We start from the raw sequence: 23,976 nt of genomic DNA, 5'->3' as shown, positions 1-23,976 counted from the left end.
ACGCAAGCCACGTTTCGATCTGGGCTGTTGTGTAGGGCAGGTATTCGAGGATTTCGTCGAAGCGGTCCATCAGTGTCGGCAACGCACCTTGGCCGACGAGTGCCGCGCTCAGCTTTGCGCGATCCTTGCCGAAGCGGAGCGACGGCAGCTCGTCGCCGCTGACGATGGGCGGATCATTGGCGTGCAGCTTGCTGGTGGTGGCGATGAACGTGATGCCGCTGGTATCGAGTTGCAGGAATTCCTGCTGCGGATGCTTGCGCCCACCCTGCGGCGACACGCTCTCCGTGGTGCCAGCCAAAAGCAGCTCTAGCTCCTCCTGAACAATACGGTCGGCTTGGTTCCGTTCAAAAAGCCTGTCGATGTTTTCGATCACGATGGCCCCCCGCGAAGCGCGTTTGAGATTGTTTTCGCATTGCTCCACAAGGCGAAGAAACATCTCTGCGTCGTTCAGGATTTTCCTGCCGCGCAACCGCGCCGCGTCATATCTGACAAGCGGCAGGTCGAATTCGCGCCAGATGGCCGCAATGGCCGCGGGCAGGCCGCTGCCCTTGACACCGGCCAGCAGAACGCGAAAGCCGCGGTCATCCAAGGCCCTGTCTTCGGTCCGGAGCATGTGGGCCATCCGGAACAACCGCTCGCGCACGAGTTCGTGACCCGGTAGAGCATGTTTGAGCCGGTCCCAGCCTTCCGAAAGCTCGGTATTGTCTGCATGTTTCAGCGCTCCGCGGGTTTCTTCGTGAATGATGTCCATGCACAATTCGATACATTCGTCGCAGATAAAGACCGTGGGTCCGGCGATGAGCTTGCGGACCTCATGTTGGGACTTGCCGCAGAAACTGCAGTACAAGGTGTTTTTGCCGTCAGCTTTCTCGTCGCTCTCTTCGGCATATCTTATGTTGGGTTCTTCGTTTGGCATGGGCGACTGGTCTCATTGCAAAAGGTGGCTCTGAATTCTTTGCACCAGCAGGGTCCGGCTTTCCTGCTGATCTATCGGCGGATTAATCGGATCGCAGGTCGCGGAAATGTCGTTCAAAAGAGAGCTGCAGTCAGACACGATGTTAGAATAGGCAACACTTCCGTCCGGTTGCAATGAATAACCGATGCTGCGTCGGGCAAAATCGATGGCCGTGTCGTAGTCGTCCGTCTGGGCCAGCACACGCGCGGCGGCGGCATAGAGGCGCGCAAAGGCATGGCGATCGCCCAGCATCTGGCCAAAGTGTCCGGTGCTGCGCGCAAGGGCAATTGCGTTCTCCTCTCGTGCGGAAAGCAGGCTTGCGAAACGCAACCGCCACGTGAGCACAAGTGCCTCAGTGGATACGAGGCGCAGACGGCGGGCTCTTTCCAGCGCGCGATCCAGCGAGCGTTGCATCAGCGAGCTATCCGACCCGCAACGGAGCCCGGCCAGCGCAAAAAGTGCCTCGGCTCGGATCTGAATTTCGCGCTGGCCCACACGCCGCGACTGGAGCAAAACTCTTCGGCACAACGCGAACGCCGCCTGCGCCTTTGCATCCGAGTGAGCGGGGGCCAGCCAGAGATCCGCCAGTCTCAGGGTCAGGCCAAGGCGGAAGAAGGTCCAGGAGGCACTCTCCGTCGGATCATATTTGCTGCTGATGTCATGCATCACCGCTTCGGCGTCTTTCGATTGACCAAGGTCGTGTTCAAGGATGGCTCTGGCCGCTCGAAAATTCTCCTTTGCGAGGTCCGAACCCGAATTCTTGTATCGATCGATGATGGAGAGACCTACATCATGCAGGGCCAAACGGCGGCAGAGCAGCGTGAGATCGCCAATCATCACCGGCCGCGTGATAGACCGAAACGCCTGGCGCTCGTTGTGCGGCGTGATACGCGCGGCGTCGAGCGCATCCAGCAGAGCATTGGCGGCGCCAAGGTCTTGCCCGTTGTAGGACATCGCAAAGCCGCGCCAAAAGTGGTACTCTCGACGATTGGAGGGCAGGTTTGCATAGGACTCTCCGGCCTGCGTGGCATTCTCTTCAAGTGCCTTGAACATGCGTACGACATCGATTGCGCGACCATGCTGAATGACTTGCCGTTCCACGGAGGGCTCCAGCGCTTCGAAGGCCTCATCGCGCCTGCGCCGCTCCAACAGGCTGAACCAAAGATGTTGCAGCGCTACGAAGCCTGCCGGAGATGTCGGATCGTGTTCACGCTGATGCTCGGAGAAATAACTGCCGTGGCGCTCGGCGAGCGCGTCTTTCCATTCCGGAGCCAACCCGCGCCAGACGACACCGCGCACCAAAGGGTGCATGTCGCATTGGCCTTCCCGGTCGTCCAGAAACAGCAATTGCCGGTGGCGCAGGTCGGTCATGGCCACAAGGACCTCGCTTTCGGACGTCAGCAGATCGCTCTCGAGCAGCAGCAGGTTGACAAGGTCAGCCAGGGCCGCGGGCCCGCGAAACGCGGCCGCTGCCCCCAGGACGGCAAGCGACCGGGCGCCGATACCTGCCAGAGCATGGCGCAGAACATGGCTACGCCGCCCCACGAGGTCCAGTTTCGCAATGTCCGCACGGCGCAGCTGGACGGACAAGGCTTCAAGGTCGCCGCCGTGGTCGGACTTGACGGCACCGGCCAGTGCGCGCAGGGCCAAGGGGTGACCCGCGACAAGCTTCAGCACACGGGTAAGGGCCGCATCGCTGGCGCGCACCTCCAGCGCGTCCATCATCACCCGCGCATCCGCGAGGGTCATTTGCAGCTTTTCGATTTGCTTGAGGGAGGGATGCGGCGCGCCCCTGAGTTCCAGATCAAGCGGAAGAAGGCGCGAGGTCAGCAAGGCCTTGGATTTGTGCATGTTTAGCAGGGCGCGAAACAAGGCCCCTTCCTGTCGCGCGCAGGCGCGGTAGCGGTCCTCGACGGGGCGTTCGTCGTCCTCGGCCCCCAGCGCATCATGCGCATCCGCATCGAATTCGCGGTAGTGGTTCAGAATGCGCTCCACACCATCGAGGCAAACCAGAACCCTCCGACCGTTCAGATGGGATTGCAGCGTTTCGACGTTGGCCATAAAACTGCGGCGGGCGAAGAAGGCGAGTGGCTCTGACGTCAGATAGGCCAGCAAATGCGCTACACATTTTTCGGCATCGGAATCGTGGTAGAAATCCCACCAGAACACACCTTCGAACGCGTTGTCGAGCTTTTCAAGCTCATTGGTAATCCAGCGCCACGCCAGCGCACTCTTGCCCGAGCCACCCATCGCAATGAGTGCACAGACCGGACGCGGATCGCCTTGCGCCCAGTCATGCAAGGCGGCGAGATCGTCCTTTCGGCCGACAAAGACATCGTTGTGAAGAGGATAACGGTAAGGGGTATGCAGGTCGGGCATCCGGGCAATAAACGTCTGATCCGTCGCCCGCTCGCCGCGCTGAGCAACATGCTCTTGCAGCGCAGAGGAAGCGGCGACAGCGCTCTGCTTTGGGGCGTCGCCGTGTGGCAGGTGCAACAACGTACAACAGACATCCTCGTTCAGCCGCGCCAGCAAAGCGTTCCGCGTATTGAGCAACGCGGGATTTTGCTGGATTTTCTTCCAGACGTCGGGATCGGGTGGAATCTCGGGATCCGGATAAAACGCCACGATCGGCAACTCAACCTTGGCCCAGTCTTCGAGCAGGGCTTCTGCCATGACTTTTGCGCTTTGTCCGGGTGCGATATCCGGCACGTGCCCAAGGAAAACGATGGCCGCCTCCGGCACGTCATGGCGCGCGGTTTCGGACCACACCGATAGGCGATGTCCACAGGCCCTGAGCGCATCGGCGATGTCCGCAGCGTCTTGGGCGACCTCCTGATCCCAGTAGAGTAAAACGTCCAAATCATCCAAGCCCTTTGCCGAACCGAAACGCAAAGCTCTCCCACGCGCAACCACATAAACCGCAAAGAAAGTCAACGTTTCTGGAGTGAATCGGATACACGGTCGTGATCGACTTATCCATATTTATCGATAGGTCCTGCCAAGCTTGTGCCACGTCGCATGGCGCTTGTGGTACCAGAATGCCTGTGGATCGCGCGATCAATCGGTGGAATCAAACGCCTCGCACCCGCACAGAAAGTCCGCTTCCCTGAAGGGCAAGCCATCTTTTGCACCCGCAGAAAAGCTTGGACGCTTGCGCATTTGAATGACTGCTATCGCCTTTGAGATCTTGTCAGGATGCAATTGCAGCGAACTTCCGCTTTCCGCCCATCCAGACCAAACCTCTCCATCTTGACGTTCAGAAAAACATACCCTATTTTCTGACATGGAGTTGAGCCATGATCACGTCGAAAATCAAGCAACGCATTGTTGGGAAGGGCCGAGGCGCCATCTTTGCGCCGTCGGACTTCCTCGATATCGGATCGCGTGCAAGCGTGGATCAGGCACTGTCACGCCTGGCGGATCAAGGCGTGATCCGGCGGCTGACGCGTGGGCTCTACGACTATCCCAAGCTGAGCGACCGTTTTGGACTTTTGGCGCCCTCTGCCGATGACATCGCGCGCGCTGTAGCCAGGAAGGACAACCAGGTTCTGCAGCCCTCCCCTGCCATGGCGGCGAACCAGTTGGGTCTATCCACCCAAGTGCCGTCCAATCCGACCTACATGACCGACGGGCCCACCCGAACGAAGAAGATCGGGCGGCAGGTGATCCAGTTCCGGAACGCTTCCCCGAAGACATTGATCGGTGCCGGTTCTAAGACGGGCACTGTGTTTCAGGCGCTCCGTTATGTCGGCAAGGATCGTGTCGACGATCAGGTGATTGGCAAGATCGCCCGCACGCTGGATTCCAAGGACCGGGCGCAGCTTGCAAAGCAAAGCCGACATGTTCCGGCCTGGATGCATCCAGTCGTCCAGCAGATTGTGACACACGCCTGAGCATGGACGCCTTCGCGAACGACACACCCGCAAACCGAGACGAAGCCTTTCGCCAGGCCGCGGCTGAACTTGGGTTTGCCAAGGCGATTGTCGAAAAGGACTTCTGGGTGTGCTGGTCACTCCAGCACCTGTTCGCCCTGCCCTCCTTTGGAGATCACCTGATCTTCAAGGGAGGTACATCGCTTTCGAAGGCTTACGATGTCATCCATCGGTTCTCCGAGGACGTCGATCTGTCGCTTGATCGCGCCCAACTCGGGTTCGAGGGAGACCGTGACCCTGAACACCCAGATCTCTCGGGCGGCAAGCGCAAATCGCTGCTGCAAGATCTTCAGGAGGCCGCCGAGGCCACTGTCGCAGGCTCCCTGCTCGACGAAATCAACACCGCCTTCTCTGCGAGCTTGGAGCAGCCGTTCTCACTCCAGATCGACGAAGACGACCCGCAGACCATACTCTTCGCTTACCCGTCGATTGGCGGCCACGACCCAGGCTACATCAAACCTATCGTACGGTTTGAGTTCGGCGCGCGTGGCGCACAGCTTCCGGCCGAGCAGCGCACACTCTCAACCTATGTCCAACAAGCCTTTCCCGATCTGCCCGGCGTTGCCCCTGTTGATGTGCGCACTCTCGGGATCGAACGGACCTTCTGGGAGAAGGCAACGATTCTGCACATGTTGTTCCATCAGGACGCGGGCAAACCGCTCGCTGACCGCATGTCCCGGCACTACTATGACATGGCACAACTGACGCAACACGATGCCAAGGCGCACGCTTTGGCAAATTTCGACCTCTTGAGCGAGGTTGGCCATCATAAGTCGGTGTTCTTCAAAGCTGCCTGGGCGAGATACGAAGACGCAAAACCGGGATCGCTTCGCCTAGCCCCGGGCAAAGACCTCGAGGCCGCACTCCGTCGGGACTATGCCGGGATGCGTGAGATGATCATGGGTGACGCGCCAAGCTTTGATGACGTGATGAGCGCGATCGCGGCGCTGGAAGCGGAAATCAACTCAGCCTGACCTCACAGAGCTTGGTGATTGGAGATCATAAACGTGGTGATTGAGAGTCATTAGAGCTTCGACCGCCAAGCCAGCAAATGGTCATGAGTTATAGGATGCAGTTTTATAACTCATAAATGGCCCAAATTTGAGCGATAGATCGCGATTTTTGCCGCTGGCATGTCACTCTGCAGCCAGCCCCGCATCCGTCAGCTGTTCACGGTCCGGCAGGTCTTGGAGCGACTCCAGTTCGAACGCCATGAGAAACTTTTCGGTTGTCACATAGGTGTAGGGTGCTCCGCGCCGCGGCGAGCGCGGGCCGGTTCCGATGAGACCGCGTGCGTGCAACCGCCCGATCAGATCGCGGCTGATCTCTTTGCCGAAGATATCCTTAAGCCCGTCGCGGGTGATCGGTTGGTGATAGGCAATTGCGGCCAGAACAGCGACATCGTATTCGCGCAAATCGAGCGTCTGATCGCCCACATCCGCCGCTGCCCGGATTGCCGCCGCATAGGCTGGCCGCGTCCGCAGCATCCACCCGCCCGCCAACTTCGCCACTTCAAACGACCGCCCCTCGAGATCAGCCACCAGGTCCTCAATCAACAGATCGACCGAGACCCCTTGCCCCACCACGCGCGCGAGGTCCTGACGCGGCACGGGCGAGGCAGAGGCGAAGAGCACGGCCTCGATGCGGCACATCCATTGGCGCCAACGCAGATCGGGTGGCAAGTCTTCTAGCTCTCTGTCCAGATCGGGCTCATTGTGATCCTTGGCCATCACAAGCCTCTCGGTGGTCGCATGGCCGAACCGCAAAACCGGTACCCACTTTTGCTGGCCATGCTCATAACCCGTAGAGCCGGAACGTGTCGCGCCCGGTCAGTTCGCGCACGGCGCCGAGCTCCACCAGCCGTTTACAGAAGCGCCGCGCCGCGCGGTCGGAGCGCAGCGAGGTCAGTGCCGTGGGCGCGACCGCGTCCTGCGTCAGGAACAGAGCGACGGCCTCGTCGGCTCCCCTTGCCCGCAGCTTCGGCGCCTCGGCGTGAAGCCGCGCCGCGCGACGGGCAAGATCGGTGGCCTCCCGCGTTGCCTCGGCCGCGGCCGACGAGATCGCCCGATGGCAGGCCAGCCGTAGGTCCGCGTCAGCCTTCCTCAAATCGGCGCGTTTGAGACCGAGCCCCAAGAGAGGCAGAACATGGCTCCACCCGAGCGTCTGCGCCAAAGCCGCGTCGGCCAGGATCAACGCCGACGCGGGATCGCGTGGTCGATCCGCGAGAACCGCCTGCAGCACGGACGCAGCGCGCGCGACCGGCGCCCCCTGCCCCGCATCAAGCCAGACAGCAATCTGATGGGCGTCCAAGCCCGGAAGAGCCCGGTCCAGCGCCTTGACCGAGACCGGGCGCTCCACCGCACGTTGCCACGAAAGATAGACCTCACCCGCTGGCCCTGGACTGTCACCGGGTTGCAGGAACGCCACCGCATCGCGCAGCTCCGAAGCGCGTTCCGGGCGTCCCTGGCGCGTCACACACGCCTCCGCGGCATGCAATGCCAGCCGTGCCTTCAGCAAGGTCTGGGGGACGTCGTCCCGGCTCAACACAAGATGCAGATGAGCAAGGACCGCGCCCGACAAAAACGCCACATCTTCAGGGGTTTCCGGTCGGCCCGAGGTGACCCAGGACGGCATTGTGGGTAAGATGTCGAAGCTGTCGGCAGCATAGGTCATGCCACAAGACTATCCTGTCGCGGCGCTTTTGCCTACCAAATAAAGTACAAACCGCCCCACCTTACCGTTGTCCACTATGTCCAATAAGTTTGCATTATCGGACATCAATAACTATGCTCAGCGCCATGTCAGAAAACACCAAGAAATCGACCTCAGAGCCGCCAAATGTGTCTTCCGGCAACGAGGAGAACGAGAGAGATCGTCCTGACGGCGAGTCCTTGAGCCTGCCTTCCTTTGTGGCGGGCTCAGGCACGCTCGATCGTTTGGTCGATACAGCCCGCGACTATGCGCGCGCAGCGGCCTCAGACAACACGCTGAAGGCCTACGCGAAGGATTGGATGCACTTCGCGCGCTGGTGCCGGATGAAGGGCGCGGAGCTGCTGCCTCCCTCGCCGGAAATGATCGGGCTATACCTTGCGGATCTGGCGTCCGGGACGGGCTCCTCCCCTGCCCTATCGGTCAGTACAATCGACCGCCGCCTGTCCGGTCTCGCCTGGAACTACGCACAGCGAGGGTTCGTTCTCGATCGCAAGAACCGCCACATCGCAAGCGTCTTGGCTGGGATCAAGCGCAAGCATGCGCGCCCACCGGTGCAGAAAGAGGCGATCCTGGCCGAGGACATCCTCGCCATGATCGCGACCCTGCCCTTTGATCTGCGCGGGCTCAGGGACAGGGCGATTCTGCTGCTGGGCTATGCTGGCGGACTGCGCCGCAGTGAGATCGTCAGCCTGGATTGCGGAAAGGACGACACGCCGGACAGCGGTGGCTGGATTCAAATCTTCGATAAAGGCGCTCTGCTCACTCTTGATGCCAAGACCGGTTGGCGCGAGGTCGAAATCGGGCGCGGATCGTCCGAACAAACCTGCCCCGTTCACACGCTTGAGCAATGGCTGCACTTTGCCAAAATTGATTTTGGGCCGGTGTTCGTCGGCACCTCGCGGGACGGCAAGCGCGCACTGGAGGCGCGACTCAATGACAAACACGTCGCGCGCCTGATCAAGCGCACGGTGCTGGACGCGGGCATCCGCTCCGAGCTCCCCGAGAAAGACCGCCTCGCCCTCTACTCCGGCCACAGCCTGCGCGCAGGCCTTGCCAGTAGCGCCGAAGTCGATGAGCGCTACGTCCAGAAACACCTTGGCCACGCATCGGCCGAGATGACCCGTCGCTACCAGCGCCGCCGCGACAGGTTCCGCGTGAACCTGACCAGGGCTGCGGGTCTTTGAATAAGTTCAACTTTCATTGCGTCTAAGTGCTGTCAGAGCCGCAATGTGGCGCGGCAGATCGCTGCGGGAATGCAGGATATCGACAATGATGACCTCCTCAGGCAGATCCAGGAATACCAGGAAGTGCTCCCCTGCCCTCAAGTATCTGAGGTCTGCAGCGTCATCGACCAAGATCGAACAGCTTCGGCTATGTGCCTGCCCATTCACGATAGCATCACAACGGGAAAGGAGTTCCGCCTCGTAGATATCCGCCTGCCCCGGCCCAAATGTCTCGATGGTCCAGAGGGCGATCTCAACGAGGCTTTCTTCTGCGCGACGTGTTAGCCGAAAAGATCGACTCATGTCGTTGGCCGTGCCCTCGCAAAGGCCCGGCGAACCGCATCCGCCCCACTCCCTTCGGCCAAGTCACCGCGTTCTGCCTGCTGAAGACCTTCTAAAAGGCCGCCACGAATACCGACCAGTTGAGCCTCTTCCTGCTCAAGCAATCTCAGCCCCGCGCGCAGAGCCTCGCTCACATTCTGATAGCGGCCGGACGCGACCAGAGCCTGAACCAGCTGGTCCTGGGTTTCGGTCAGAACAACGTTGCGTGTCACCATGGAACAAATCTCCTTATTGGCAATATATGCCAATGCGAGGTTTCGGTCAATGTTAGGGAGCCTTGCTTCGCCGTTTCCAACGGGTCGTTTATTGGCAATATATAAAATTGCAAACGGCTATTTTCCATGCCCCTGATAGGCTATGCGCGCGTCTCCACAGAGGATCAGACCCCCCTGCCCCAGTCCGAGGCCCTTCAATCTGCGGGTTGCATAGAGATCTTTGAAGAGCACGCCTCAGGTGGCAATCGGGCGCGACCGGTGCTTGCACGTGTGCTGGAGCGGATTGGCAAGGGCGACACGCTGGTCGTCGTGCGGATCGACCGGCTTGCGCGGTCTTTGTCGCACTTGCTTGAGGTGATCGAAAGACTGGAGGGCAAGGGGGCGTTCTTCCGCTCGCTGCAGGATCCAATCGACACCGCCTCCCCTCAAGGAAAGTTCACGCTGCAGGTTCTGGGCGCCGCGGCCGAGTTCGAACGCGCTCTGATCCGCGAGCGTACCAAGGCGGGCCTTGCCTCGGCACGCGCCAAAGGTCGCGTTGGTGGCAATCCCGGGCTTCGCACCAAGGACCCCGCCGCGCTGCGCAAGGTGCGGTTGGCACGACAGGACGGCTACATGGCGCGCCTGAACGAAACCGCGCAGGATTGGGTGCCACATGTGCGCCGCTTGCGCCCCGATATGGCATGGGAAGACGTTCTGCGGATTATCAATGGCCCCCTACCCCACAGCCGCCATTGGACGCAAAGCCGCCTGCTCCGCGCCGTGAAAGCATATGTGCGAGACGGGTTCCTGCCCGATGAAGTGCTTGGACGCGCTGGACGTCGCGAAACCGACGATCGCCTGCCTGCGATTGTTGCGGCCATCAAAGGTTCGGACCCGGATATCACGCTACAGGCGATCTGCGACCGGTTGGAAGCCATGCGTGAGCGGACTCCACGGGGACGTACAAGCTGGCAACCGTCATCCGTCAGGATGCTGTTGGAACGGGCGGAGCGACTTGGGTTGCTGGTCAGGCAAATGGATTGACGATGCGCAGCCGATCCTCGACCAGCAATCCGTCGTGCATGTCCTCAGTCCACAACGTCGTGCACCCAGCGATCAGCGCGGCAGACACGATCATCGCGTCATAGACCGATAACTGGTACTTCTCTGCCAACGCGCGACCGACTTGATGGGTTTGAACCGTTAGGCCCTCGACAGGGCATAAGGACTTAATACCCTCAAGAAACGCTCCGGTATCTTCCCAACTGAGCCCAGCTTTCCGTCGGCAATTGACCATCGCTTCGTTCAGGACCTGAACGCTGATCCGGGGTCCCTGCCCCAGAATTTCCTCCGCCCTCTCAGCCTTTGGACCATCGTCGAGCAGGTAGAGCACAACATTCGTGTCTGCGAATTCAGCGCTCATGCGCGGCGTCGCGGCTTAGACGCGCGTCCTTGGGCAGTTTTCCGCGAAACCGCCTTAGCCCTTGTAGAACTTCATCGGCGCGAGGTTGGCGTCTCACAAGAATGGTTCCATCGTCCTTTACCAGGTCGACCTGATCGCCTTCCTTTAAGCCGAGTTCCCTCACAAGATCCGCGGGTAGCCGGACGGCAAGGGAGTTTCCCCATTTGGCAACTTGCATCTTGTCCTCTCAGGCATGGATAAACATCCAATAATGTATATCCAGAACTGCCAAAAGGCAAGCTCTGGTGCGCTCAAAGCCATGCTGGAGCCCTCCGGCAAGAGTTCTCCCCTGTCCCTTTTCGTGAGATGCGGTGCGTTACACCATGCAGCAGGAAGCCTAACAGCCTTGTGTTCGGTGACGACTCGCCCACTAGATGTGGAAAAACCTTGCGCGAATCCGACTCTTGCGCCAATAGTCACGGAAACGAGGCAAAAAACGTCAATTTCCGTGAACACGCCAAAGACGCGATGTCTCGGAAGCGAGAGGGCAGATGGATAATACCTTTGTGCATGAGGATCTCAACGCGGTGATCCGCCAGCATTCGGAATGGCTGGCGAACCAGTTGCATTCGCAACGTGAGAGCCTGTTTCCACCCGATGCCGAGAAGACCATGCGCAAATTCACCTCTGGTGAGGCTGCGGCGCTGCTCGGCGTAAACGATTCCTATCTTCGCAAACTCAACTTGGATGGCAAAGGGCCTTCTCCCGAGCTTACCGCCGGCAACCGTCGTCTTTACTCGGCGCAGGATATCCAGGCGCTGCGTGTACTCCTTGAAAAAACCGCTCGCAAGCCGGGCGATTACGTTCCCGGACGACGAGAAGGTGATCATCTTCAGGTCATCGGCGTGATGAATTTCAAGGGCGGGTCCGGAAAAACAACAACCTCTGCCCATCTCGCCCAACGGCTTGCCCTGCGCGGATATCGTGTGCTGGGCATTGATCTTGACCCACAAGCTTCCTTCACCGCGCTGCACGGCGTTCAGCCGGAATTGGACCTCGAAGATGGCGGCACTCTCTACGATGCGATCCGCTATGAGGACCCGGAGCCGATCCGGTCGGTCATCCGCAAGACCTATATCCCCAATTTGGACTTGATCCCCGGCAACCTCGAACTGATGGAGTTCGAGCACGACACCCCGCGCGCGCTGGCGCAGGGCAATGCCGGACTTTTCTTCTTCCGCGTGAAGGAGGCGCTGGCCCAGGTCGATGAGGACTACGACGTGGTCGTCATAGATTGCCCTCCGCAGCTTGGCTTTCTGACCATGTCCGCCCTGTCCGCGGCCACGGGCGTTCTGGTGACCATCCATCCAGAGATGCTCGATGTGATGTCCATGTCGCAATTCCTCCGCATGACAGCCGACCTCATGGACGTGATCGCCGAGAGCGGCGCTGACATGTCTCATGACTGGATGCGCTATGTTTTGACCCGCTACGAGCCGCAGGATGCGCCGCAGAACCGCATCGTGGCTTTCCTGCGAACAATGTACGGCGAAGCCGTGCTGAATTCGCCCATGTTGAAGTCCACAGCCATCTCAGATGCGGGCCTGACCAAGCAGACACTTTATGAAGTGGAACGCAGCGCGTTCACGCGTTCCACCTATGATCGCGCGATTGAGAGCCTGAATACGCTGAATGACGAGATCGCCGACCTAATCCAGAAAACCTGGGGGCGCACATGACCAGTGGCAAGAAGAAGCGCATGTCAATGCTGGACAGTCTCGCGGCAGCTGGGGCCCCCTCCCCTGCCCCTCAGACAGGTGTTGTGACACCGATGATGACCTCGAATCGCGCCCTTCGGTCCGCCCGCGACGCGGTCGATTCCCATCATGTTTGGGAACTGGACCCGGCGAGCATCGAAGACGGGCGTATGGCGGACCGGCTTGACCCGGCCGATGTACTGGATTTGCGCGATGCGATTGAGGCGAACGGTCAGACTGTTCCGATCCTCGTGCGACGTGCGCCGGGTGAAGATGATCGCTACCTTTTGGTCTATGGGCGACGCAGGCTGGAGGCGATCCGTCAGTCCGATAAGGTTACCAAGGTTCGCGCGTTAGTCACCAACCTGGATGACGACAGCGCTCTGCGTGCTCAGATTTCGGAGAACATGGGGCGGCGCGATTTGTCTTTTATTGAAAAGGCCCTGTTCGCAAAGGACCTTGTGTCGTCCGGCTTCGGAAATCAATCTCAAGTTGCAGAAATTCTTACCGTCACGAAGTCGTCCATATCTATGGCGATCGCGATCGCGGACATGGTCGGGCCGGATCTGGTACGCGCCATTGGCGCCGCCCATGGCATTGGCCGACCCCGATGGGAATCCCTTGGTCGGGCCATCGACGAGAATGGTCTGGACCGCGAGGACCTTATCGGGATCGCGAAAGAGGCACGTGAAAATGCCGAGACCTCCATGGTGGTGGATGACGTTGCCTCTACCAATGACCCGTCCATCCAAGCGTTCCTGGCCGTAGAAAAGGCTGTGACCAAGGCGATTAAACCGGCCAAGTCGCCCTCCCCTGCCCCACCTTCCAGCGTCCCGCTGAAGATCGGCGGCAAACGCGGCGGCACGGTCAAACGCACTGCCAAGGGCCTATCGATCGAGTTGACGGGTGGAGACTTCGCCGATTGGGTCGAGACGCAAGTGCATGACATGATTGAAGACCTTCACGAACGCTGGAAGCAGCGGTCGGAAGACTGAGGAAGAGCAGAAATCAAAGAAGGAGGCACGAAAAGGCAAAAGAAAAGGTCCCGCAAAGCGACCACTCCACGAGACCCTAACTTGTTTCTAGCACCTTCAAGGTAGTGTCCGGAGCTATTTTCCGCAAGTCCAAAGTGATTCGCGGACCGGGATATTTTTGTCTTCGTGAATGACAAAATGGAATACACGCCCGTAACGCCGTTCCGGCGAACGATAGATGCTGCCATCCTGAAACATCAGGCAGCGACCCAGGAAGACCTGCCCCCAGCCGGCGCCAACAAGTGGGAGGTCCTGAGGGAGCTCGCTGCCGCTCGAGTCGCGTTCGGCTTGTCCGATCGGGATTTGACGGTGCTTCAGGCGCTGGTCAGCTTTCACCAAGCGACAATTCTCGGAGGCAATGACAGCGAATTGATTGTACATCCGTCCAACAAGGCGATTTGCGAGCGCCTGAACGGCATGCCCTGCTCGACGATGCGGCGCCACCTCTCCAACCTTGTGCAGACTGGCTTTGTTGTCCGGCGCGATAGCCCCAATGGGAAGCGCTATGCCCGCCGCTACGGCGACGAAAAGGTTGCGTTTGGGTTCGACCTCTCTCCGCTCGTTCGACGCTTCCAGGAGGTTTGTGAGGCCGCTGAGACCGTCCGGGCCGCAGAAGAGCGGTACAAGCGCCTACGTGCCACTGTGAGCCTCATGCGGCGTGACCTCGCAGGGCTGGCCGAGTACGGGCGCTCACTTCGTCCGGATCAAGGCGTCTGGGACCAATTCTCTGATCTTGCGGCCCTAACGGCCCGAGATCTTCGCAGAAAACTCGAAATGGAAGACCTTAGGCGCATCGAAGACGCTTTGGGGTCAGCTTTAGATCACGCCCGAAGCCTTCTGGATGGCTGTGAAACAGAAAATATGAGCACCAATGATGCTGTTTTTGAGCAGCACTATCAGAATTCAAATAAAGACTCTTATGATCTTGAACCTCGCTTAAAAAAAGCGCGGGACGGCGGCGCTGTGCGCGAAACTCCAGAAGTTGCCAATAGCCCTCTGTGTTCTGAAGATGAGGGCAACTCAACGGCAACTATTGACGATCAACTGATGCCGAACATACCGCTTGGTCTCGTCCTCGCCTCCTGTCAGGAATTCAAAGCGTATTCCGAGCAGCCCGTGCGCCACTGGCACGATCTGGTCCGGGTGGCTGATGTGGTCAGGCCCATGATGGGTATTTCCCCGTCCGCGTGGGACGAGGCCAAACGCTATATGGGTCCCGAAGAAGCGTCTGTTGTGATCGTTGCAATGCTTGAACGGTTTGCGGATATCCGATCACCTGGAGGCTACTTGAGAACCCTATCTTCAAAGGCAGCAATTGGGGAGTTCTCCTGCGGTCCGATGATCATGGCCTTGATGCGGCGGGATGCTGCATGATGAGTTCACAGCTGTGAACTCGGCTGACAAGTAGGATAGCTCGGGATAGTTCACAGTTGTGAACTTCTTTCCAACACGGTCAGAGGCTGCGCTCGCGGACTTGGCCAGAAACAGGGTCCTTCGGTTGCCAGTCACGCCGGCAGGTCACCATCGCCAAACAGGTTAGGGAAAAGACGTTCCCGGTAGTCCAACGGAAACGCCAACCGCACCGGAGTCTTCGGAGATGCGGAGGTCAGGTATCCGGCGGCAGTCAGTTTACTCAGTGTGTTGCGAGCAGTGCGCTCGGATGTCTTGAGCACAATCTGCGCGTCGCCTCGTTCCAGTGCGCCATGCCGAAGTACCGCCGAGATCAGTTCCGGCGCACGCTTGTCATCGATGGTATCTGCAACAAGACGACGATACCGTTGGTCCAGTCCGCCGAGATCGAACAATCTTGCTGAGAAGATGATCTGATCGAGCGTCACCTTTAGGAACCATTCACTAAACGTCTTCAGTGCCGCTTCTGACAGGTTCCCCCGTCCGTCGCGGTCTCCGCGGAGTGGACTGTCGGCCAGATCCATCATCCGTTTGTACTCGCCCCGATCGGTTAGCCCGCGGGCCAGCCCACGTGATACGGACCAGAGCCCTTGGCCACCAATCCCCGCTGTGAGGGCCATGGCATGAGACATCAGTCTGCTGACACGGCCGTTACCATCCGGGAAAGGGTGGATGTAGTTCAGCCGGTGATGTGCAGACGCGATCGCGATGATCCGTCCGCTCGAAGACCGCGCCGCAATCTGAAATCGTTTGTCGAAATGGTCCATGAATGCCGCGACCCGCGACGAAGAAGGAGGTAGGTGGCGCCCGACTGCAACTTCCCGATCGTCATCCTGGCGCATACGTCCTGGAACGATGGGCTCTTGTGTGCCGTCGGGATGTTCGATGACCCGAAACTCATCAGGCATCTCATCGTAGAAGCTCTTATGGACCCAAGTCAGGAATTCGACAGATGTGGGGCGGGGCAGGGTGCCTATGCGATGCATCTCATCGATAGCCCGTTGAACGATGACGTGCGCCCGGGCCTCAAGGGCGAGAGGGCGGGTTTCTTCCTCAAGCTCGGCGCCAGCCAGCGCCCTTTCGATGTCGCGGGGGCGCGTGTTGTGTCCTTCGATCAGGTTGGAGTAGTAGCAGTTCATCACACGGACGAGATCGGCAAGTTCGGCTGCGCTGTCAGGATGCAACCCTTGTCCCAGCCCGGTGGCTTCCCTCTGGATGTCGACCGAAAGGTCTGCCAGTTCTGTAGGAATATGCTCCTCGAAGAAGCAGGGTTCGATTCTGGCGGGTGTTTCCAGCATTTTTGCCGATCTTCTGTGTTTGCAAAGTAATTGAAAAACATACACATTTCGGAGCCGCAGGCAAGGTTTTGCCGATATACGTTGCCGATCTTGGGTGCCGATCCGGAATTGCTGCATGAAATCAATGGCTTCGGCAGATGCGCCGGGCTTTTCGGTTTTGTTGTGTGCCCAAAGGGGCCGGAAAAAGAGAAAGCGTTCTTCGGGTTTTGTGACTGACGGATGAGGGCCTTTGGGGTCCCTCAGATAGGTCCGGGCCGGATTCCGGTCTGTCTTTCCTGATGAAGGGCATTCCCATGCAAACAGGTGTCTTGCGCGTGTTGCGCGCCACCGCTGCCTCGTGGTGGCGACACAAGGAACTACGCCGAGCCGGCCAGTCATTGCTGGCACAACGGCTCGAGCGCGAGACTGTCCTGCGTGACCTCGGCTATCTGAAGCAGGCGGCGTCATTGCCAAACGCGCATGTGATCTGCGGAGAGGGCGGGACATTCATCCATCTTGGTTGGACTACTGTTTTGACTCTCGCGCCGATCGAGCGCTTTACCTTGGCCACTCTTGCGGTCGCACGAGGGACCCAGTTTATCGATATCCGACCCATCAGTGACGTCATCGCCTTCGCGAACTTGCCGCGGGTGACGCGGGACGGATCGGTCGACCCTGAACCTTGGGGTCCCGGCAGGTCCGTGTCGCTGAACACCTACATCGACATGGCCGAACAGCTCGGCGCGAGCATCACCAACGATCCGCGGCCCTGTCGGTCAACCTAGTGACCACTCCCTCTCACCAAAACTCGAAAGGACGCCAGCCATGGCCCGATCCCGCACGCCCAAATTCGATGCCTCAGAGGTCATCACAAACGAAATCATCCGTATCATTGAGCGCGGCGTGCTGCCGTGGCGCAAGCCCTGGACCGCAGGCGGCAGCTCTCGCCCCGTGCGCGTGGGGGGTGAGCCCTACCAGGGGGTGAACAACTTTCTGCTGACGATGCGGACCGTGATGGCGGGCCACAGCTCACCTTTCTGGATGACGCTGCCGCAAGCCAATGCGTTGGACGCAAAGGTTCGCAAGGGCGAGAAGTCCTCTGTCGTCGTTTATTATGGTCAAAGGCGCAAAGACATGGGCGGCCAGGATGACCGCAGCGACGGGGATGATCACTCCGAGGAAGCCCGCATCTTCCGCTTCCAGAAATCCTACCGCGTGTTCAATGCCTGCCAGATCGATGGCCTGCCCGACAGTTTCTACCCCGACCCGGAGCCCGCGCCCGAGCATCCGCCGTCCGAGCCCATCCCGCACATGCAGGCGTTTTTCGATGCCATCGACATCACAACCGTCTTCACGGGCACGGAGGCGTACTATTTGCCGCCCGTGGACAAGGTCTACATGCCGTCCATCACGCGGTTCCAGGACCCGCGCAATTTCTACGGGGTCTGGGCCCATGAGCTAGCCCATGCCACGAAGGCCCCCCATCGACTGAACCGTGATTTCGGGTTCTCGAAGTTTGGCAACACGTCCTATGCGCGCGAGGAGATCGTCGCGGAATTGACCTCGGTGTTCCTGGGTCAGACGCTCGGCTTCACGGCGCATACGTTCGAGATGAATGCGGCCTACCTCCACAACTGGTTGCGCGTTCTTCGGTCGGACAAGGGTGCGATTTTCAAGCACGCCGCGGATGCGCAGCGCGCCTGCGACTATCTGATCGCTAGGTCAGAGACAGGCAGGGCAGGGCGCAGCGCCGAGGCGGCTTAACAGACCTATTGCGGCAAAGCTGAACATGGCAACTGTAAGCCCGATACTTACCAAGATGCCGCACAATGGCGAAGGTCTGCTATATGCACTTGATCGTTTACCTACAAGAACCGTCGGACCGTAGCCCTGTAGTCCTCGAATGCGGAACCGTATTGTTTTTTGAGCCATGGTTCCTCGGCAAAAGGCGCGGCGATTAGGACGGCTATTCCGGCAAAACTGATCAGAGCTGCTCCGGGCGACGCACAAAGCACGGTCCATCCGACAATCATTGCGATATCCGCCACGTACTGTGGATTCCGGGAGTAGCGGTAAATACCGCTTGTTCGAAGCGTTCCTTTTGCACCGCCAGTCTGGGCAAAACCAAACTTTGCAGCTTCTGACCATACGACCACGTTCCCGGCAACAATCAGGGGCAAGCCCACGCCAAACCGCAGCCAAGTCGGGATTGGCAGGCTTCCCCATTCAATCACTCCGAGGGCGATCAGTATCCCAAAGAGGGTGAATGTCGGAACCCAAACCAGAATAGGAGTGGTCATGGTATATCGCTTTGGCGGCCAAAGGCGGCGTTCAGGATATGCGATGGACCAAAGCATCGCGGCAAACGTAGCTGACGCGATCATCAGCCCGGTGAAGACTAACACAGTCGGCATCATGCGGCCTCATGTTCATGCTGGGTAATTTCGCGTCGCTCTTCCAAGGCTTGGCGCACGATCTGGAAGGCCGATGACAGGAACAATCCCGCCATTATGGTTGCCACGATCAGGTCAGGCCAGCCGGTCGCCGTACCCCATACTCCAACGGCTGCAAACATCACGGCCACGTTCCCAATGGCGTCATTGCGCGAACACAGCCAGACCGACCGGACATTGGCATCGCCGTCCTTGAAGCGAACCAGCAGCATGACACTTGCCAGATTGGTGAGCAGCGCAAGAAGGCCGACAATGCCCATGATATCAGCCGTGGGAACTCCTGCATAGAAGACGCGGTAAACCGTCGATCCGAACACCCAAAGGCCCATCAACAGAAGGCTGACGCCTTTGAACAGAGCCGCATTCGTCCGCGCGCGGAGCGAGGCCCCGATAACCGCAAGTGAAATCCCATAGGTCAGCGCATCGCCTGCAAAGTCGAGGGCGTCCGCTTGCAATGCTTGAGACTTGGCTAGATGACCCGCTGTCATCTCGACAAAGAACATCGTCGCGTTGAGCGCGATGACGATCCACAGCCGTTTTTTGTAATCATCTGAAACGCCGTCAAACTTGGCATCATGTCCGCAGCAACCAGCCATGGGAATCCTCTTTCATCTTTGCCTGCTCATAGTGTAATGTCTCTAGTGACTAGAGGTTCAAGAGGTTTCTTCATGTTTTCTATCGGCGAGCTTTCAAAGCGTACAAAGGTCAAGGTCCCGACAATCCGGTACTATGAGGAAATGGGGTTGTTGGCCGAGGCAGAACGCACGTCCGGTAACCAACGGCGATACGACAAAGCTGGGTTGGAGCGGCTGAGCTTCATCCGTCATGCGCGTGACCTTGGGTTTTCGATTGAAGCGATTTCGTCGTTGATCGAACTGCAGGATCATCCGGATCGGTCGTGCGAGGCGGCAACAAACATTGCCACGTCCCAACTTGAAGAGGTACGCGCGAAGATCAAACGTCTTAAAACACTTGAAAAGGAACTTAGCCGAATATCGAAGGGCTGCGACGGAGAAGGCGTGTCGGAGGATTGCTATGTATTGGCGTCACTGGCCGATCATAATTTGTGCGACCGGGAACACTAGAAGCTGTAAATGCGGACATAGGGCAGACGAGAGCGAACGTCGGCAAAGTCCCACTCAGCGGACTATCGGAACTGTTTGGTTCGGGTAGGTTTGTCTGGGTCACTCCGCCAAGCGGAAAAGAAAAAGCGGGCTTTGAGAAGGGTGTTTCAACTTCTCAAAGGAGATCCCCATGTCCATGACCGTTCAACCCCTGCCAGACCGTCCGGATCCGACCGTGATTGCGGCGCAGAACGACGCGTTTCGCAAGCTCGCATGCCTCGGAGTGCCGCCCGCGCAGCCCATCCAAGGCCGCATGCATGTGACCCGTTCGCTCATGGAGACCGATGACGGCTTCATGGCCGAGGCGGTGAAGGCCACCGGTGCGTTCGATACATTCGAGCCTGAGAATGACCCGGAAGGCTGGCATGATTTCGGGGCGGTCGAGATCCGCGGCGAAACCGTGTTCTGGAAAATCGATCTCTATGAGGCGGACTCGGACTTCCGCTATGGGGCCGAGATCCCGGACAATCCCGCCACCACCATACGCGTGCTGACCATCATGATGGCGCGGGACTGGTAGAAGGGCAGGGGACGCCTCCCCCTGACATCTCAGACGATGAAGGCCCGCTGCCCCCAAAAAGGCAAAGCGGGCCTTTTGTCGTGGTGATCCCTGAAGCCGGGGATTGGTCACGCGCGTGATGGCGCGGGCCGCATCTAACTCACCAAGAAGGATATCCCATGACCGCAAGTTTCAATCCCGCTTCCGTCGCCATCGGCGATCTGACAGCTCACCCCGCCAATGTGCGCAGCAACTCCCCCGAAACCTACGACCCCGAGAACATCGCACATCTGAAAGCCAGCATTGCGGTGCTGGGTCTCCTCCAGCCGCTCCTGGTTCAGAAGATCGACGGCAAACATGCCGTACTCGCAGGCGGTCGCCGCCATGCCGCCCTGAAGGAACTGGCCGCGGACAAGAGCGAGAAGGGGTTCACCGCGAAAACCAAGGTCGACTGCCGCCTTGTCCCTGAGGATTGCGATGTCACCACGGCGCTGTCGCTTGCCGAGAACATTACCCAGGCCCCGATGAACGCCATTGACGAGTTCGAGGCCTTTGCCCGGATGATGGAGGTCGACGGACAGACGCCCGAGACCATCGCCAGGACCTTCGGCACCACCGTTGCCGCCGTCAAAGGCCGGTTGCGCTATGGCCTAATCCACCCCGACATCCGCGCGGCGGCCCGGGCCAAGACGATCACGCTCGACACAATGAAGGCTTTCGCTGAGCACCCGAGCCAGCAGGTGCAGAAGGAGGTCTATCAGGCGCTGACCAAGGAAGACAGCTACCTGCAGGCCTATACTGTGCGTCAGGCGCTCAAATCCCGCGGTGTGCAGGTCAGTGACGATATTGGGGCCTTTGTGCGCGAGGACTACGAAGCGCGGGGTGGGGCCATCGCGGCCGATCTCCTGGAAGAGCATTCCGTGCTGGAGGATGCGGCGCTGGTCAAGACCATCCTGCTCGAGAAACTCGCAGCGGTCGCTGAGCAGGCCCGTATGAAGTTGGGCTTTGCCTGGGCGGATGCGATCGTGCGCTATGATTACGCGACCATGGCCGACTACGGCCGCGTCTATCCCGGCCCGATCGAGCCAGATGAGGCCGCCCAAAAGCGCATCGACGAGATCACCGCCGAGCTCGAGCAACTCCAGCTCGAGATGGAGGATGAGGGGCTCGAAGACGATGCCTACAATGCGCTCTACGACCGCGTGGACGCCTTGGAAGAGGAAGCCCGCGACCTGCAGGAAGCCTACAGCGCCGAGGACCTTGACCGCGCAGGCGTGATCGCCTCATGGTCGAGTGGCCAGGTGACCCTCCATGTGGGTCTCGTGCGCCCCGAGGATACCGTCAAAGAGGAGGGCGCGCGCGGCTCCTCGGCCAACCCGACCGGGGAAGAGGCCCCGGACGCCGGCGAAATCACCTACCCGGCCTCGCTGGCCGAGGACCTCAAGACCGAGCGGGCCATGGCCCTTGGGGCCGCGATGGCGCTGCATCCCGAGGCCACGCTCGATCTGACGCTCTTCAAGCTGGTGAGTGATGTTCTGGGCAGCGGCATGAGCGTCACGCAGGCGATCAAGATCGACGCCCGCCAGGAATACCGGACCCACGCCAAGATGGACGAGATCGACGAGACCTCGCTCGGACAGGTGGCGGCGACGCATGATGCGCTCGATCTGTCCTGGCTCGACGACGCCCGGTCGCCCGCCGATCAATTCGCGGCGTTTCGCGCGCTCAATGCAGGGGAGAAGGCCAAGCTCGTGGCCTATGCCACGGCCAGCACCACGCAGTCCTGCTTCGCGCGGGACCGCCAGCGCGACAGCCTGATGCATGCGTTCGAGATCGAGATCATGCCCGACATCCGCGCCCACTGGACGCCGAATGCGGCGCTCTTCAACCGCTTCAAAAAGGCCTGGCTCCTGAAGATCCTCGGCGAGGATCTGGGTCTGGCCCAGGAGGCGGTCACGCTGGCCTCGTCGAGCAAGAAGGAGATCGTCGCCTTCTGCGACAAGCTCTTCGCCGAACCCTTCGCCACGCTCACCGACGCGCAGCGCGCTGCCGTGGCCGCCTGGTGCCCGCCGATGATGCAGACCGCCGGTCTCGCCTTTGATGAGGCGGAGCCCGCTGCGGAAACACCGGAGCCTGACAGCGAGGTCGCGCAAGCGGCCTGAGTCCTCACGCGACCCGCGCGTGGATCTTGCCACCCGCGCGGGTCGACCCTCCCACACCCAACGGAAAGACATCCCCATGGCTATTCTCAAGTTCTCTGCCTCCGCTGTCGCGGCGCAGATCGCCCATGCGCGTGCCTGCAAGACCTTCCTTCCCAATTGGAACGGACCCGTGGACAGGCCTGCCCTGATCCTGATCGTCGGCAATGGCGTGCATCTGCGCTCGAACGGTATTGATGGGACGACCACCCGCATCGTCACGACCGAGCAGGCCGATCCGTCCTTCGCTTTCGCCGATGGCATGAACCCGTTTCGGGATACCGATTGGATGGCGCAGCGCCGCATGGCGTTTCGCGATCTGACCGGCCAGTTCTACACGGACATCCTTGATGACGTGCAGGTGCTCATCGACCGGGGGCAGGGGGCGATCCGGCTCGCCACCGATGGTCACAGCATCCGCGTCTTCGTGCGCCGGGCCTCGGATTATCTCATCGGTGGAACCTACGAAGTGCCCTCGGGCCTCGGCGGCACCTTCCGGGTCATCCTCAAGGATGCCTGCGACACCTTCGCGATCGTGCAGAACTGCGGCAATTCGGCGTTTTGGGAATACGAAGAGGATGAATCAGCACCAATGTCCCGAGAGCGCGCAGCGCGGCAGGGTATTGGTGCTTCAACTTATTCCCACAAACGCTGCGAGGATTTCGACGCCATGCAGCCCTATCGCGTGCCGCTCGATGCGCTGATGGAAACCGATGACCGGAGGGCGGCGTGATGGGTTGGCTCTTCTATACCGATCGCCGCGTCCAGACCTATGCGGATGAGAAAGCGGAAATCACCCGGCTCTGCACCTCTCATGGCGACACGCGCAAAACCGAGCTGGTCAAAGCCTGTAAGGTTGGCTCCACTTGGTATGCGGCGGCAAGGTTCACCAATCTCGACGGCACCCCTGTCGAAGACACGACCTACGTCACCGATGCGGATGGCTCCATCACTTTCGGGGCTGTCTTCCTCACCCGATACGATGATGGCTGCTGGGGCTACAAGGACATGGAAGAAAGCGCAGGACCAGTCGAATCTCGCGCACCACTGATCCTGTTGGCCCTGCTGTCCGAGCTGAAAGACCCAGACAGCTACGCCCAGGACTGGCGTCAGCGTTGCCGGGACTGGGCTGCGATCCCGGACTACGAGGAAGGCGACAAGATCAGGCTCGCCACGCCCGTGACGCTCACCGATGGCAGCACCTGCCAGATCGTCACAGCGACGCACTACAGACGGGGGCGGCAAAACCGCCGCTGCTACCGCATTGAGGAAACCGGCGGGCTCGTGCGGCTCTCTAGGGCCTCGCTTGCGGGCTCGGAGCTGCTCAGTTCCGCGAAGGGTGCGGCCAGTCCTGTGTTGGCGGAGTTCCTGGCGGGACAGGGTGGCTGAGTTTCTCGCTGAGACAACACGACGAAACAACGCGCGCACATACCGCCGACTTGAAAACGTATCTCAAATGAG

24 protein-coding genes and 1 pseudogene are annotated in these 23,976 nt (G+C 59.7%); 14 read left to right on the top strand and 11 right to left on the bottom strand.

Annotated elements, in window-relative coordinates:
• Positions 1 to 169: 169 nt before the first annotated feature.
• Positions 170 to 916 (bottom strand): annotated as a pseudogene (locus OS190_RS20655) (ClpX C4-type zinc finger protein); the annotation flags it as partial.
• A 12-nt stretch (positions 917 to 928) separates the two neighbouring features.
• Positions 929 to 3,826, bottom strand: coding sequence for an NB-ARC domain-containing protein (locus OS190_RS17790; RefSeq protein ID WP_267160057.1), 2,898 nt, complete (start codon positions 3,824 to 3,826; stop codon positions 929 to 931).
• A gap of 428 nt (positions 3,827 to 4,254) precedes the next feature.
• On the opposite strand from OS190_RS17790, the gene OS190_RS17785 reads away from it, so the two are divergent.
• Both OS190_RS17785 and OS190_RS17780 read left to right on the top strand, forming a co-directional pair.
• The gene (locus OS190_RS17785; protein WP_267160056.1) at positions 4,255 to 4,851 is read left to right on the top strand and encodes a DUF6088 family protein; all 597 of its coding nucleotides are present in this window, start codon (positions 4,255 to 4,257) and stop codon (positions 4,849 to 4,851) included.
• 2 nt (positions 4,852 to 4,853) lie between these two features.
• A complete protein-coding gene (locus OS190_RS17780) occupies positions 4,854 to 5,864 on the top strand; it encodes a nucleotidyl transferase AbiEii/AbiGii toxin family protein (protein WP_267160055.1) in 1,011 nt (336 codons plus the stop codon).
• A 162-nt stretch (positions 5,865 to 6,026) separates the two neighbouring features.
• Here OS190_RS17780 and scpB read toward each other — a convergent pair whose 3' ends face one another.
• Complete coding sequence (gene scpB, locus OS190_RS17775) at positions 6,027 to 6,620, bottom strand: SMC-Scp complex subunit ScpB (protein WP_267160054.1); 594 nt, start codon at positions 6,618 to 6,620, stop codon at positions 6,027 to 6,029.
• A 64-nt stretch (positions 6,621 to 6,684) separates the two neighbouring features.
• On the bottom strand, positions 6,685 to 7,563 hold the full coding sequence (locus tag OS190_RS17770) for a DUF1403 family protein (RefSeq protein WP_267160053.1): 879 nt from the start codon (positions 7,561 to 7,563) through the stop codon (positions 6,685 to 6,687).
• A gap of 125 nt (positions 7,564 to 7,688) precedes the next feature.
• Here OS190_RS17770 and OS190_RS17765 point away from each other — a divergent pair, with 125 nt between their 5' ends.
• Positions 7,689 to 8,786, top strand: a complete 1,098-nt coding sequence (locus OS190_RS17765) for a tyrosine-type recombinase/integrase (protein WP_267160052.1) — start codon at positions 7,689 to 7,691, stop codon at positions 8,784 to 8,786.
• Positions 8,787 to 8,792: 6 nt separating this feature from the next.
• On the opposite strand, the gene OS190_RS17760 is transcribed toward OS190_RS17765, so the two are convergent.
• Positions 8,793 to 9,128, bottom strand: a complete 336-nt coding sequence (locus tag OS190_RS17760; protein ID WP_203212422.1) for a type II toxin-antitoxin system RelE/ParE family toxin — start codon at positions 9,126 to 9,128, stop codon at positions 8,793 to 8,795.
• Positions 9,125 to 9,382, bottom strand: coding sequence for a type II toxin-antitoxin system ParD family antitoxin (locus tag OS190_RS17755; protein WP_203212423.1), 258 nt, complete (start codon positions 9,380 to 9,382; stop codon positions 9,125 to 9,127). Before OS190_RS17755 ends, OS190_RS17760 begins: the two co-directional genes overlap by 4 nt.
• Positions 9,383 to 9,508: 126 nt before the next feature.
• Between OS190_RS17755 and OS190_RS17750 the strand changes: the two genes are divergently transcribed.
• Positions 9,509 to 10,405, top strand: a complete 897-nt coding sequence (locus OS190_RS17750) for a recombinase family protein (RefSeq protein ID WP_057821971.1) — start codon at positions 9,509 to 9,511, stop codon at positions 10,403 to 10,405.
• Here the strand turns inward: OS190_RS17750 and OS190_RS17745 are convergent.
• Positions 10,389 to 10,784: a PIN domain-containing protein gene (locus OS190_RS17745; protein WP_057821969.1), complete on the bottom strand. Its 396-nt coding sequence runs from the start codon at positions 10,782 to 10,784 to the stop codon at positions 10,389 to 10,391. The genes OS190_RS17750 and OS190_RS17745 overlap by 17 nt on opposite strands.
• Positions 10,774 to 11,001 carry an AbrB/MazE/SpoVT family DNA-binding domain-containing protein gene (locus OS190_RS17740; RefSeq protein WP_009815510.1) on the bottom strand — a complete coding sequence of 76 codons (228 nt, stop codon included), beginning with the start codon at positions 10,999 to 11,001 and terminating at the stop codon, positions 10,774 to 10,776. Before OS190_RS17740 ends, OS190_RS17745 begins: the two co-directional genes overlap by 11 nt.
• A 313-nt stretch (positions 11,002 to 11,314) precedes the next feature.
• On the opposite strand from OS190_RS17740, the gene repA reads away from it, so the two are divergent.
• From repA to repC, 3 genes are all read left to right on the top strand, one after another.
• Positions 11,315 to 12,502 (top strand): plasmid partitioning protein RepA, encoded by a 1,188-nt coding sequence (gene repA / locus OS190_RS17735; protein ID WP_027263652.1) that lies wholly within the window; start codon positions 11,315 to 11,317, stop codon positions 12,500 to 12,502.
• Positions 12,499 to 13,515 (top strand): plasmid partitioning protein RepB, encoded by a 1,017-nt coding sequence (repB, locus tag OS190_RS17730; protein ID WP_267160051.1) that lies wholly within the window; start codon positions 12,499 to 12,501, stop codon positions 13,513 to 13,515. The genes repA and repB overlap by 4 nt, the downstream gene beginning before the upstream one ends.
• Before the next feature lie 177 nt (positions 13,516 to 13,692).
• Entirely contained in the window at positions 13,693 to 14,928 is a 1,236-nt protein-coding gene (repC, locus tag OS190_RS17725) for a plasmid replication protein RepC (RefSeq protein ID WP_267160050.1), read from the top strand.
• Between the two features lie 131 nt (positions 14,929 to 15,059).
• On the opposite strand, the gene OS190_RS17720 is transcribed toward repC, so the two are convergent.
• Positions 15,060 to 16,262, bottom strand: a complete 1,203-nt coding sequence (locus OS190_RS17720; protein WP_267160049.1) for a Fic family protein — start codon at positions 16,260 to 16,262, stop codon at positions 15,060 to 15,062.
• Between the two features lie 293 nt (positions 16,263 to 16,555).
• On the opposite strand from OS190_RS17720, the gene OS190_RS17715 reads away from it, so the two are divergent.
• Together OS190_RS17715 and OS190_RS17710 are read left to right on the top strand one after the other, a co-directional pair.
• A complete protein-coding gene (locus tag OS190_RS17715; RefSeq protein ID WP_267160048.1) occupies positions 16,556 to 17,026 on the top strand; it encodes a hypothetical protein in 471 nt (156 codons plus the stop codon).
• Positions 17,027 to 17,066: 40 nt separating this feature from the next.
• Positions 17,067 to 18,005, top strand: a complete 939-nt coding sequence (locus tag OS190_RS17710) for an ArdC family protein (protein WP_267160047.1) — start codon at positions 17,067 to 17,069, stop codon at positions 18,003 to 18,005.
• 101 nt (positions 18,006 to 18,106) lie between these two features.
• Here OS190_RS17710 and OS190_RS17705 read toward each other — a convergent pair whose 3' ends face one another.
• A complete protein-coding gene (locus OS190_RS17705; protein WP_267160046.1) occupies positions 18,107 to 18,658 on the bottom strand; it encodes a methyltransferase family protein in 552 nt (183 codons plus the stop codon).
• Complete coding sequence (locus tag OS190_RS17700; protein WP_267160045.1) at positions 18,655 to 19,290, bottom strand: cation efflux transmembrane domain-containing protein; 636 nt, start codon at positions 19,288 to 19,290, stop codon at positions 18,655 to 18,657. The genes OS190_RS17705 and OS190_RS17700 overlap by 4 nt, the downstream gene beginning before the upstream one ends.
• A 72-nt stretch (positions 19,291 to 19,362) precedes the next feature.
• On the opposite strand from OS190_RS17700, the gene OS190_RS17695 reads away from it, so the two are divergent.
• The 5 genes from OS190_RS17695 (at position 19,363) to OS190_RS17675 (ending at position 23,904) form a co-directional block, all read left to right on the top strand.
• Positions 19,363 to 19,779: a MerR family transcriptional regulator gene (locus OS190_RS17695; RefSeq protein WP_267160044.1), complete on the top strand. Its 417-nt coding sequence runs from the start codon at positions 19,363 to 19,365 to the stop codon at positions 19,777 to 19,779.
• A gap of 169 nt (positions 19,780 to 19,948) precedes the next feature.
• Positions 19,949 to 20,338 (top strand): DUF3768 domain-containing protein, encoded by a 390-nt coding sequence (locus tag OS190_RS17690; protein ID WP_267160043.1) that lies wholly within the window; start codon positions 19,949 to 19,951, stop codon positions 20,336 to 20,338.
• Positions 20,339 to 20,496: 158 nt separating this feature from the next.
• Positions 20,497 to 22,479: a ParB/RepB/Spo0J family partition protein gene (locus tag OS190_RS17685; protein ID WP_267160042.1), complete on the top strand. Its 1,983-nt coding sequence runs from the start codon at positions 20,497 to 20,499 to the stop codon at positions 22,477 to 22,479.
• A gap of 76 nt (positions 22,480 to 22,555) precedes the next feature.
• Complete coding sequence (locus OS190_RS17680; protein WP_267160041.1) at positions 22,556 to 23,248, top strand: regulator; 693 nt, start codon at positions 22,556 to 22,558, stop codon at positions 23,246 to 23,248.
• Complete coding sequence (locus tag OS190_RS17675; RefSeq protein ID WP_267160040.1) at positions 23,248 to 23,904, top strand: DUF6927 domain-containing protein; 657 nt, start codon at positions 23,248 to 23,250, stop codon at positions 23,902 to 23,904. Before OS190_RS17680 ends, OS190_RS17675 begins: the two co-directional genes overlap by 1 nt.
• Positions 23,905 to 23,976 lie beyond the last annotated feature (72 nt).

Origin of the sequence: Sulfitobacter sp. F26204 (genome assembly GCF_026410305.1) — a bacterium.
In the GTDB taxonomy this organism is placed as follows: Bacteria; Pseudomonadota; Alphaproteobacteria; order Rhodobacterales; family Rhodobacteraceae; genus Sulfitobacter.
Note: the sequence above shows the minus strand (reverse complement) of the source record. Positions and strands in the feature narration are given on the sequence as shown.

Coding starts and splice junctions, on each gene's coding strand:
- OS190_RS17765 (WP_267160052.1), top strand. CDS start 7,689: ATGTCAGAAAACACCAAGAAATCGACCTCAGAGCCGCCAAATGTGTCT.
- OS190_RS17740 (WP_009815510.1), bottom strand. CDS start 11,001: ATGCAAGTTGCCAAATGGGGAAACTCCCTTGCCGTCCGGCTACCCGCG.
- OS190_RS17720 (WP_267160049.1), bottom strand. CDS start 16,262: ATGCTGGAAACACCCGCCAGAATCGAACCCTGCTTCTTCGAGGAGCAT.
- OS190_RS17780 (WP_267160055.1), top strand. CDS start 4,854: ATGGACGCCTTCGCGAACGACACACCCGCAAACCGAGACGAAGCCTTT.
- OS190_RS17685 (WP_267160042.1), top strand. CDS start 20,497: ATGACCGCAAGTTTCAATCCCGCTTCCGTCGCCATCGGCGATCTGACA.
- OS190_RS17695 (WP_267160044.1), top strand. CDS start 19,363: ATGTTTTCTATCGGCGAGCTTTCAAAGCGTACAAAGGTCAAGGTCCCG.
- OS190_RS17700 (WP_267160045.1), bottom strand. CDS start 19,290: ATGGCTGGTTGCTGCGGACATGATGCCAAGTTTGACGGCGTTTCAGAT.
- OS190_RS17755 (WP_203212423.1), bottom strand. CDS start 9,382: ATGGTGACACGCAACGTTGTTCTGACCGAAACCCAGGACCAGCTGGTT.
- OS190_RS17705 (WP_267160046.1), bottom strand. CDS start 18,658: ATGATGCCGACTGTGTTAGTCTTCACCGGGCTGATGATCGCGTCAGCT.
- OS190_RS17710 (WP_267160047.1), top strand. CDS start 17,067: ATGGCCCGATCCCGCACGCCCAAATTCGATGCCTCAGAGGTCATCACA.
- OS190_RS17680 (WP_267160041.1), top strand. CDS start 22,556: ATGGCTATTCTCAAGTTCTCTGCCTCCGCTGTCGCGGCGCAGATCGCC.
- repB (WP_267160051.1), top strand. CDS start 12,499: ATGACCAGTGGCAAGAAGAAGCGCATGTCAATGCTGGACAGTCTCGCG.
- repC (WP_267160050.1), top strand. CDS start 13,693: ATGGAATACACGCCCGTAACGCCGTTCCGGCGAACGATAGATGCTGCC.
- OS190_RS17690 (WP_267160043.1), top strand. CDS start 19,949: ATGTCCATGACCGTTCAACCCCTGCCAGACCGTCCGGATCCGACCGTG.
- OS190_RS17745 (WP_057821969.1), bottom strand. CDS start 10,784: ATGAGCGCTGAATTCGCAGACACGAATGTTGTGCTCTACCTGCTCGAC.
- OS190_RS17760 (WP_203212422.1), bottom strand. CDS start 9,128: ATGAGTCGATCTTTTCGGCTAACACGTCGCGCAGAAGAAAGCCTCGTT.
- scpB (WP_267160054.1), bottom strand. CDS start 6,620: ATGGCCAAGGATCACAATGAGCCCGATCTGGACAGAGAGCTAGAAGAC.
- OS190_RS17675 (WP_267160040.1), top strand. CDS start 23,248: ATGGGTTGGCTCTTCTATACCGATCGCCGCGTCCAGACCTATGCGGAT.
- OS190_RS17785 (WP_267160056.1), top strand. CDS start 4,255: ATGATCACGTCGAAAATCAAGCAACGCATTGTTGGGAAGGGCCGAGGC.
- OS190_RS17715 (WP_267160048.1), top strand. CDS start 16,556: ATGCAAACAGGTGTCTTGCGCGTGTTGCGCGCCACCGCTGCCTCGTGG.
- OS190_RS17770 (WP_267160053.1), bottom strand. CDS start 7,563: ATGACCTATGCTGCCGACAGCTTCGACATCTTACCCACAATGCCGTCC.
- OS190_RS17750 (WP_057821971.1), top strand. CDS start 9,509: ATGCCCCTGATAGGCTATGCGCGCGTCTCCACAGAGGATCAGACCCCC.
- repA (WP_027263652.1), top strand. CDS start 11,315: ATGGATAATACCTTTGTGCATGAGGATCTCAACGCGGTGATCCGCCAG.